Origin of the sequence: Paraburkholderia sp. BR10872, assembly GCF_040965835.1 — a bacterium.
Lineage (GTDB): Bacteria > Pseudomonadota > Gammaproteobacteria > Burkholderiales > Burkholderiaceae > Paraburkholderia > Paraburkholderia nodosa_A.
Genome location: NZ_JBFRCN010000031.1, coordinates 92,080 through 100,250, shown reverse-complemented (window position 1 = coordinate 100,250; position 8,171 = coordinate 92,080). Strand labels below are relative to the sequence as shown.

Sequence of the window (8,171 nt, the reverse complement as noted above, 5' to 3'; positions counted from 1 at the left end):
CTGCTGCCCGGCGTCGCGCCCGAGCCGGCGGCCGCTACGGCGCAAGCGGCGCTCGAACTCGCGATCGTGCGCGGCGCGCTCGCCGAGGGCTTCGCGGTGCCTGCCGCGAGCGTCGCCGCTACCGTCACGGCGCTCGCCGGCGGCGCGCCGGTTTCGGGCTACGTCCTCACCCATCTGCCGGGCGAGCCCGTGAGCGCCGCCGCGCGCGCGTCGCTGGCCGCCGCGTTGCCGGGTGCGCAGCCGCTCACGTTCGAGGCGCTCGCGCGCCGCGCGCTTGCCTGCCGCTTCGACCTCTGCCAGTTCGAGTTCGCCTCGCAGCCGTGGCGGCTCGACCGCGCGACGCTGCGCCGTCTGCGCGTGCCGATCGTGCTCGTGGCGGCGTCGCTCGTCGTGGCGGTCGTCGGCGCGAATATCCAGTGGCTCATGATGGCGCGCCAGCGCGACGCGATCAGCGCGCAGATGACCGAGCTGCTCCTCAACGCGTTCCCGAAGACGACCGTCGTGCTCGATCCCGCCGGGCAGATGGCGCGCCAGTTGCAGCAGTTGCGCCTGGCCGCGGGCGAGCCCTCGCCTGACGACTTCCTCGCGCTCTCCGACGGGCTCGCGCGCTCGCTCGGTCCGGTGCCCGCGAACGGCATCGCGGCCCTCGACTATCACGACCGGCGTCTGGACGTGACCTTCAAGCCAGGCGTCAACGTCGACGCCGATCTCGCGAAACGCCTCGCGGGCAACGGCCTGGCGGGCACGGTGGATGCCAGCACGGGCAAATGGACCATCAGGAGCGCATCGTGAAAACAACGGCTATGAGCGGCGCGTGGGCCGAGGCCTGGACGAACTTCTGGGAGGCGCGCTCGACGCGCGAAAAGACGCTGCTCACGTGGGGCGGCGCGGTGCTTGCGCTGGCGATCGGGTGGTCGGTGCTGTGGCAGCCCGCCGCCGACGGCCGCGCGCGCCTGCGTCAGAGCCTGCCCGGCATGCAGCGTGAACTCGCGCAGATGACGGCCGAGGCCGACGAGGCGCGCTCGCTGGCTGGCGCGGCGGCCAGCGTGGCGCCGGGCGGCCAGGCGCTCAAGGACGCAGTCACCGCCTCGCTCGCCGATCACTCGCTCACGGGCGCGCAGATTCAGCTGATCGGCACGACTGTGCAGGTGCAGATGAAGAACGTGTCGTTTCCGGCGTGGACCGCGTGGCTCGACGACGTGCGCAAGCAGTTCAAGGTGCAGGTGGTCGAGGCGCACATCACCGCGCTGAAGGCCGATGGCCAGGTCGACTTGACGGCCTCGCTGCAACCGGCGAATACGCACTAAGAAGAAAAAGCGCGCATCGAAAAGCGCGCAATGAGAATCGCCGGAGAAATACGCAATGAGTTACTGGATGCGGCGCCTGCGCGCCGCGTTGCCCTGGCTGATCGTGGGCCTGCTGTCGAGCGCTGTCGTGCTGCTCGCCCGCTTGCCCGCGGCCTGGATCGCGCCGCAGTTCGCGCGCGCGACTCAGGGGCACGTGAATCTGATCGACCCGGAAGGCTCGCTCTGGCACGGCTCCGCCACGCTGATGCTCGCTGCGGGCCAGGACGCACGCGGCGCAACGCTGCTGCCGGGGCGCATCGTCTGGCGTACGGCGTTCTGGCCGCTGTTCGTCGCGCGCGTACGCATGGACATGCTGCAGACCGAGGCGATGCCCGACCCGGTCACGGTGGATGCGTCGTTGCGCGGCGCGAACGTGAGCGCGGGCACGATCGCGGTGCCGGCGTCGCTGCTCGCGGGTCTCGGCGCGCCCTTCAACACGCTCGATCTGGACGGCAAGGTGCGGCTCGCGTGGAGCCCGTGGCGCGTGTTCGGCACGGATGCATTCGGACGACTGACTGTCTCGCTCGCCGACATGAGCTCGCGCGTTTCGCTCGTGAAGCCGCTCGGCACGTATCAGGTGGTGCTGCAGGCGCAAGGGGCGACGTCGACGCTCGAGCTCTCGACGCAAAAAGGACCGCTGATGCTCGAGGGGCGCGGCTCGTTCTCGCGGGCTTCGGCATCGTTTCAGGGCACCGCGAGCGCGGCGCCGGATCAGCGCGACAACCTGGCGGGCCTGCTGAACCTGCTGGGCCGGCCGGTCGGGCCGGGCACCGTCGCGCTGACGTTCATGCGCTGAGGTTCGTGGTCTGAGCGTGCGCCCGCCTGCGCGGGTGCATACGCCTTACTGCGGCTGGGCGGCCGCCGTAGCCGTCGTCGCTGCCGCTGGGGCCGAAGCGGCCGAAACCACTGCCGGCGCGGCGACGCTGCCGGTCTCGCGATCCATCTGCGAGGCATCCCAGCCGCCGCCCAGCGCCTTCACGAGCCCCACCGACGACACCATGCGCTGCCCGCCGATGCTCACGAGCTTCTGCTGCGCGGTAAAGGCTGTGGCCTGCGCGGAAAGCACGTTCTGGAAATCGGTCGTGCCCGCCTTGTACTCGTTCGTCACGATCGCGAGCGCATGCTGCGCCGACTCCACCGCCTGCTGCTGCACGCCGACCTCTTGCCCGAGGATGCGCTGCGAAGCGAGGTTGTCCTCCACGTCCTGGAACGCGGCCAGCACGGTTTGCCGGTACGCGGCCACCTGCTGGTCGTAGGCGGCGCGCGCGGCCTCGGTCTGGGCCTTGCGCAGCCCGGCGTCGAAGATCGTGCCGGCAAGCGACGGCCCGAGCGTCCAGAAGCGCGAAGGCAGCTGCAGCAGCTGCGACATCACCGAGCTTTCGAAGCCGCCGCTCGCGGACAGCGTGAGCGTAGGGAAGTACGCCGCGATGGCGACGCCGATCTGCTCGTTGGCGGAGGCCGCCTTGCGCTCGGCCGAGGCGATGTCGGGCCGGCGCTCGAGCAGCGCCGAAGGCATGGCGAGCGGTACCGTGGGCGGCGTGGCGGCGAGCGGCGACGGCGGGATCGAGAACGTGGAGGCCGGCTGGCCGACCAGCACGGCGATCGCATGCTCGTCCTGGGCGCGCGCCACACCGTTGTCGATCGCAGAAGCCTGCGCAGATTGCAGCTGGGTTTGCGCCTGGATCACGTCGGCGCGGCCCGCCACGCCCTGGGCGTACTGATTCTGCGTGAGCTGCAGCGACTTCTGGTACGCGACGACCGTATCGTCGAGCAGCTTCTGCTGCGCGTCGAGCGAGCGCAACGTGAAGTAGGTTTGCGCGAGCGTGGCCTGGGCCGACAGGCGCGCGTTCGCGAGATCGGCGGCGGCGCCCTGCTGGCTCGCCTCCTGCGAGCTGACCGTACGGCTCACCTTGCCCCAGAGATCGGGTTCCCAGGTGGCGTCGAGCCCGAGGTTGACGTTGTTGTTGATGCTGCCGCTCGACAATCCACGGCTCGAGTTGGCCACGCGCGTGGGCGTGTACGAGCGCGTGCCGGCGAACGAGCCGCTGATCACGGGGAAGTACGCCGCCCGCGCCTCGCCCACGAGCGCACGCGCCTGGCGGTAGGCGGCGGCAGATTGCGCGACCGTCTGGTTGCTGGTGTTGAGCTGGTCCATCAGCGCATTGAGCTGCGCGTCGTCGTAGATCAGCCACCAGGCGCCGCGGTCGGTGGTATCGGCGGGTTGCGCGACCTTCCAGCCCTCGGGCGCTTCCTTGAACGAAGCGGGCACGGCAGCGCTGGGCCGGTGATAGTCGGGGCCGACGGCGCAGCCGGTCAACTGGAAGGTGAGCGCAGCGGCCGCGCACAGCGTCAGGATGGAAAGCGGCTTGGGCGCGCGGCGCGCCACAGACCCGGCGGGTCCAGTGGTCGCGCCGGAGCGGACGAAACGGCAAGGCATGCAAGGATTCCTGTCGATGCAACCGGCGCGCGCTCGGGCGGCCGGTCGCGCACGGGGTTGTCGCGTTGCGGCAATGGTAGCGCACACGCTAGTCACTGCACGGAATCCGAAAGCTTACGCGTTGGAAGGGTTCGCGGGTGTTACGGCGTGAGACGCACAGGTTACGCGTCGTTACGGCGGCGCTTCGGTGCGCGGCAGGCGAGCTGGCCGCCACCGCACGCGGGTGCATCCGCTGCCGGTATTGCTGCGGTTGCGGCCGCGGACGTGGCCGCCATGACAGCGCTTGCGGCGGCGGGTTCGGGCTGCGCGCGCCGGCGCTGCGCCCACACCACGGCCACCACCGCGATCGAGCCGCCCGGCAGCGCGAACATGGCCGCATACAACGCGAGCTTGCGCCAGCGCGACGACTCACCGGCCTTGGCGAAAGCGAGGCGGGCGGTGTCGGTGACGGAGCGGCCAAGGCCGCCAAGCGCGTTGATGAGAAAAAGCATGGTGCGGAAACGGGTGGACGTAGAAGAACGAAACTGGTTGCCTGTCATAATATTGACTATGCAATCAAATCACAACATACTTTGCAGCGCATCAATGCGACTGTTGTTTTTATGCGCCGATCGCGGCGACAGAGGCGACCGCGACCTGCTAGCTGATTTATCTGCCTGAGCAGCGAAGTAACCCGTTATAATCCGCTCGTTTTTTGAGATGCTGGAAAGCGAACTGCCATGAGCGACGGACCTTTCGTCCCGGCGAGTCTGGGCGTCGAGCCAAGTCTCGGCTATTTCCTCTCTACCGCGCGCAACGTGCTGGCCGGACGCATCGACCGTGCGGTCGCACCGCTTGGACTCACATCCTCGCAAATTGGTGTGATCCTTTTATTGTGGTTCGAGCGCGCCAGCACGCCCAACGAGATGTCACGCGCGCTCTCGTACGACACCGGCTCCATGACGCGCATGCTCGACCGGCTGGAGAAAAAGGGTTTTCTCGAGCGGCAGCGCAGCCAGGCGGACCGCCGGGTCGTGGAACTCGCATTGACGGACCAGGGGCGCGCGGCGGCGCAGCAATTGCCCGACCTGATTGCCGCGGAGATGTCCGAGCAGTTACGCGGCTTCTCGCCCGAAGAAGTCGCGACGCTGATTCATTTGCTGCAACGCTTCATCGCCAATGACGGCTCGACCACACCGCTGTGCGGATCGATGATCGGCGCCGGCAAGGACGCAGAAGCGCCGGCGCAGGAAGACGGCGGCTAGCAACGGCGCACGGTGCGCGGCAGCGCAACACCTGGCGTAGTTTGATCCAATCACTGTCTGGGCAGAAAATGCACAGACACGCAATAACAAGCTGGCGTGCGCTGCTCCCGTGGAGCGGCAGCAACGGCCGACTCACCAAGGACACGGAACATGGCAGCTTCTACCGCGGTGCCCGCGCAGGCCGAACCCGCACCGTTTTCCGGCGGCACGCTCGCGCTCCTCACAGTCGGGCTCGCGCTCGGGACCTTCATGGAAGTGCTCGACACCTCGATCGCCAATGTAGCGGTGCCAACCATCTCGGGTAACCTCGGTGTCGCCAACAGCGAAGGCACGTGGGTCATCTCGTCGTACTCGGTCGCCTCGGCGATCGCCGTGCCGCTCACCGGATGGCTCGCGCGCCGCGTGGGCGAAGTGCGCCTCTTCACGCTCTCCGTGCTGCTGTTCACGCTGGCCTCGGCCGCCTGCGGCTTCGCCACGAACTTCGAGACGCTCATCGCATTCCGTCTCGTGCAAGGGCTCGTTTCCGGGCCGATGGTCCCGCTTTCGCAGACCATCCTCATGCGCTCCTACCCGCCCGCCAAACGCGGCCTCGCGCTCGGCCTCTGGGCGATGACCGTGATCGTCGCGCCCATCTTCGGACCGGTGATGGGCGGCTGGATCACGGACAATTACACGTGGCCGTGGATCTTCTATATCAACGTGCCGATCGGCCTCTTCTCGGGCATCTGCGCGTACCTGCTGCTGCGCGGCCGCGAGACGAAAACGACGAAGCAGCGCATCGACGCCGTGGGCCTCGCGCTCCTCGTGATCGGCGTGTCGTGCCTGCAGATGGTGCTCGACCTCGGCAAGGACCGCGACTGGTTCAACTCGACGTTCATCGTCACGCTCGCCATCATCGCGGTGGTCGCGCTCGCGTTCATGCTCGTGTGGGAGGCGACGGAAAAGGAGCCCGTGGTCGATCTCTCGCTCTTTCGCGACCGCAATTTCGCGCTCGGCGCGATGATCATCTCGTTCGGCTTCATGGCTTTCTTCGGTTCGGTGGTGATCTTCCCGCTCTGGCTGCAGACTGTCATGGGCTACACGGCGGGCCTCGCGGGTCTGGCTACCGCGCCGGTGGGCCTGCTCGCGCTCGTGCTCTCGCCGCTCATCGGACGCAACATGCACCGGCTCGATCTGCGCATGGTCGCGAGCTTCGCCTTTATCGTGTTCGCGCTCGTCTCGCTCTGGAACTCGACGTTCACACTCGACGTGCCGTTCGACCACGTGATCCTGCCGCGCCTCGTACAGGGCATCGGCGTGGCGTGCTTCTTCGTGCCGATGACGACCATCACGCTCTCCAGCATTCCCGACGAGCGGCTCGCGAGCGCCGCGGGCCTCTCGAATTTTCTGCGCACGCTCTCGGGCGCGATCGGCACGGCGGCGAGTACGACGTTCTGGGAAGACGCCGCCATCTATCACCATGCCGTGCTGTCGGAATCGGTGACCCAGTCTTCGCCGAACACCGTCGCCTACAAGGACGCGCTCGCGAACCTCGGTTTCGCGGGGCAAAGCCTGACCGCCCAGCTCAACGACGTCGTGACGACGCAAGGCTACATGATGGCCACCAACGACTTCTTCCGCATTTCCTGCGCGATGTTTGTCGTGCTGGCTCTGCTGGTGTGGGTGACGAAGCCGAAAAAAGGCGCGGGACCGGCAATGGGTCATTGACGGTCCCGCGAAAGAGCCGCCCGCTCGAAGCCGCGGGCGACCGGGTGCGCGATGCGCTGCGTTGCTAGCGCTGTGTGATGCCGCTCGTCTGGATCTCGACGCGACGGTTCTTCGCGCGGCCTTCAGCTGTGGCATTCGACGCAAGCGGCCTCGAGAAGGCATAACCGTGCACTTCGTACTGGCCGGCGTGGAGGCCACGCGACTGGAGATAGCGGCGAACGGACTCGGCGCGGCGCACCGAGAGGCGATCGTTATAGGCCTTTGAGCCGACCGAGTCGGTGTGGCCGTCGATCACGACCGTACCGATGTTCACATCGTTGCTTTCCGTGACGAACCGGTCGAGCCTGCGCTTGCCGTCGGGCAGCAGATCGGCCTTGTCGAACGCGAAGTTGGCGTCGGCGTTCAGCGTGATCGTGCGCGGCTGAACCTGGGGCGGCGTCTCGCCGATCGGTGCCGGCGCCGGTGCCGGCGACTGCGGCGGCTGGCAGATGAACGTGATTTCACGCGGGTCGTCTTCCGGTTTGAAGCCGGCAACGGCGCGATCCACCGACGAGACGCGTAGCGGCGTCTTGCTGCCGCAGGTCTCGTTCATCCTGGCCATACAGGTTTTGGAGCTTTCGAACAGGCCGAGACATTGCACGCGATACGCTTGCGAGCCGTTAGCGAGCGTGACGATGTCGAGATTGTGGGTAGGGCCTGAGGCGGTAGTGCAGCCAGCGGCGGCGGCGATGACGGCAGCCGCGGCACTGGCAGACAGAAAGCGCAGTTTCATTGTCGATTCGAGTGGTGGTTGAGGATGAACGGCCCAGACCACACGGGCCGAAACCAGCCCAAGATACGGGTTCCTCAACCCCTCCCTCAATCAGACAATGCCCAAATCGGCATGCGCCGATCAATGCGCGCTCGAAGCCGGCTCCGCCACGGCCGCGCCGCTCACGCCGGCGGTGTCGCCACCTGCGCCTGTGGTCGTATCGCCGGGAATCGGCGCATCGACGCCGGTTCGCACGTACTGCTTGAACGCCGCGCCTGCCGACCACGGGTTGGGCTTGCAGCCGAGCGAACTGTCGCAATGCGCGGCGAAGCCGATCGTGGCCGTGCCGTCGGCGTTGGCCTGCTTCGTGATTTCATAGGCGAGCAGACGCCGGCCGCCGCCCGGGCCCGACGTCTGGATCAGCGTGTCGGTCACGGTCTGCACTTCGTACTTCGAATGACTGCGCACCCAGTCCTGGGCGCGTTGCCACCAGAGATCGCATTCCGTCTTGTCCGAACACGTGAGCGGTGCGGTCGCGATCTGCATGACATCAGGATTGACCTGCCCGCGCGACGCGCAGGCCGCAGCCGTCGCGCACAGCAGGATCGCAAGAATTCGTTTCATCGCGTGGATTCCTCCCAGAGTGAGCCGCATTGCGCGCGGCCCGTGCATTTTTGGTGTTTTCA

9 protein-coding genes are annotated in these 8,171 nt (G+C 67.4%); 5 read left to right on the top strand and 4 right to left on the bottom strand.

The window, feature by feature from the left end:
- From gspL to AB4Y43_RS23405, 3 genes are all read left to right on the top strand, one after another.
- On the top strand, positions 1-792 hold a 792-nt coding region (gspL, locus tag AB4Y43_RS23415), incomplete at its 5' end, for a type II secretion system protein GspL (RefSeq protein ID WP_368728894.1).
- An 11-nt stretch (positions 793-803) separates the two neighbouring features.
- Positions 804-1,307: a type II secretion system protein M gene (locus tag AB4Y43_RS23410; RefSeq protein ID WP_342949249.1), complete on the top strand. Its 504-nt coding sequence runs from the start codon at positions 804-806 to the stop codon at positions 1,305-1,307.
- Positions 1,308-1,362: 55 nt separating this feature from the next.
- Positions 1,363-2,142 (top strand): type II secretion system protein N, encoded by a 780-nt coding sequence (locus AB4Y43_RS23405; RefSeq protein ID WP_342949151.1) that lies wholly within the window; start codon positions 1,363-1,365, stop codon positions 2,140-2,142.
- Positions 2,143-2,187: 45 nt separating this feature from the next.
- Here the strand turns inward: AB4Y43_RS23405 and AB4Y43_RS23400 are convergent, their stop codons facing one another.
- Positions 2,188-3,783, bottom strand: coding sequence for an efflux transporter outer membrane subunit (locus AB4Y43_RS23400; RefSeq protein WP_342949150.1), 1,596 nt, complete (start codon positions 3,781-3,783; stop codon positions 2,188-2,190).
- A gap of 161 nt (positions 3,784-3,944) precedes the next feature.
- On the bottom strand, positions 3,945-4,274 hold the full coding sequence (locus tag AB4Y43_RS23395; RefSeq protein ID WP_342949149.1) for a hypothetical protein: 330 nt from the start codon (positions 4,272-4,274) through the stop codon (positions 3,945-3,947).
- Positions 4,275-4,502: 228 nt separating this feature from the next.
- On the opposite strand from AB4Y43_RS23395, the gene AB4Y43_RS23390 reads away from it, so the two are divergent.
- On the top strand, positions 4,503-5,027 hold the full coding sequence (locus tag AB4Y43_RS23390) for a MarR family transcriptional regulator (RefSeq protein WP_342949148.1): 525 nt from the start codon (positions 4,503-4,505) through the stop codon (positions 5,025-5,027).
- A gap of 150 nt (positions 5,028-5,177) precedes the next feature.
- Positions 5,178-6,734: a DHA2 family efflux MFS transporter permease subunit gene (locus AB4Y43_RS23385; RefSeq protein ID WP_069264522.1), complete on the top strand. Its 1,557-nt coding sequence runs from the start codon at positions 5,178-5,180 to the stop codon at positions 6,732-6,734.
- 64 nt (positions 6,735-6,798) lie between these two features.
- Here the strand turns inward: AB4Y43_RS23385 and AB4Y43_RS23380 are convergent, their stop codons facing one another.
- Positions 6,799-7,506, bottom strand: a complete 708-nt coding sequence (locus AB4Y43_RS23380) for an OmpA family protein (protein WP_069264526.1) — start codon at positions 7,504-7,506, stop codon at positions 6,799-6,801.
- Positions 7,507-7,626: 120 nt separating this feature from the next.
- Positions 7,627-8,109, bottom strand: coding sequence for a hypothetical protein (locus AB4Y43_RS23375; RefSeq protein ID WP_069264528.1), 483 nt, complete (start codon positions 8,107-8,109; stop codon positions 7,627-7,629).
- Positions 8,110-8,171: the final 62 nt, after the last annotated feature.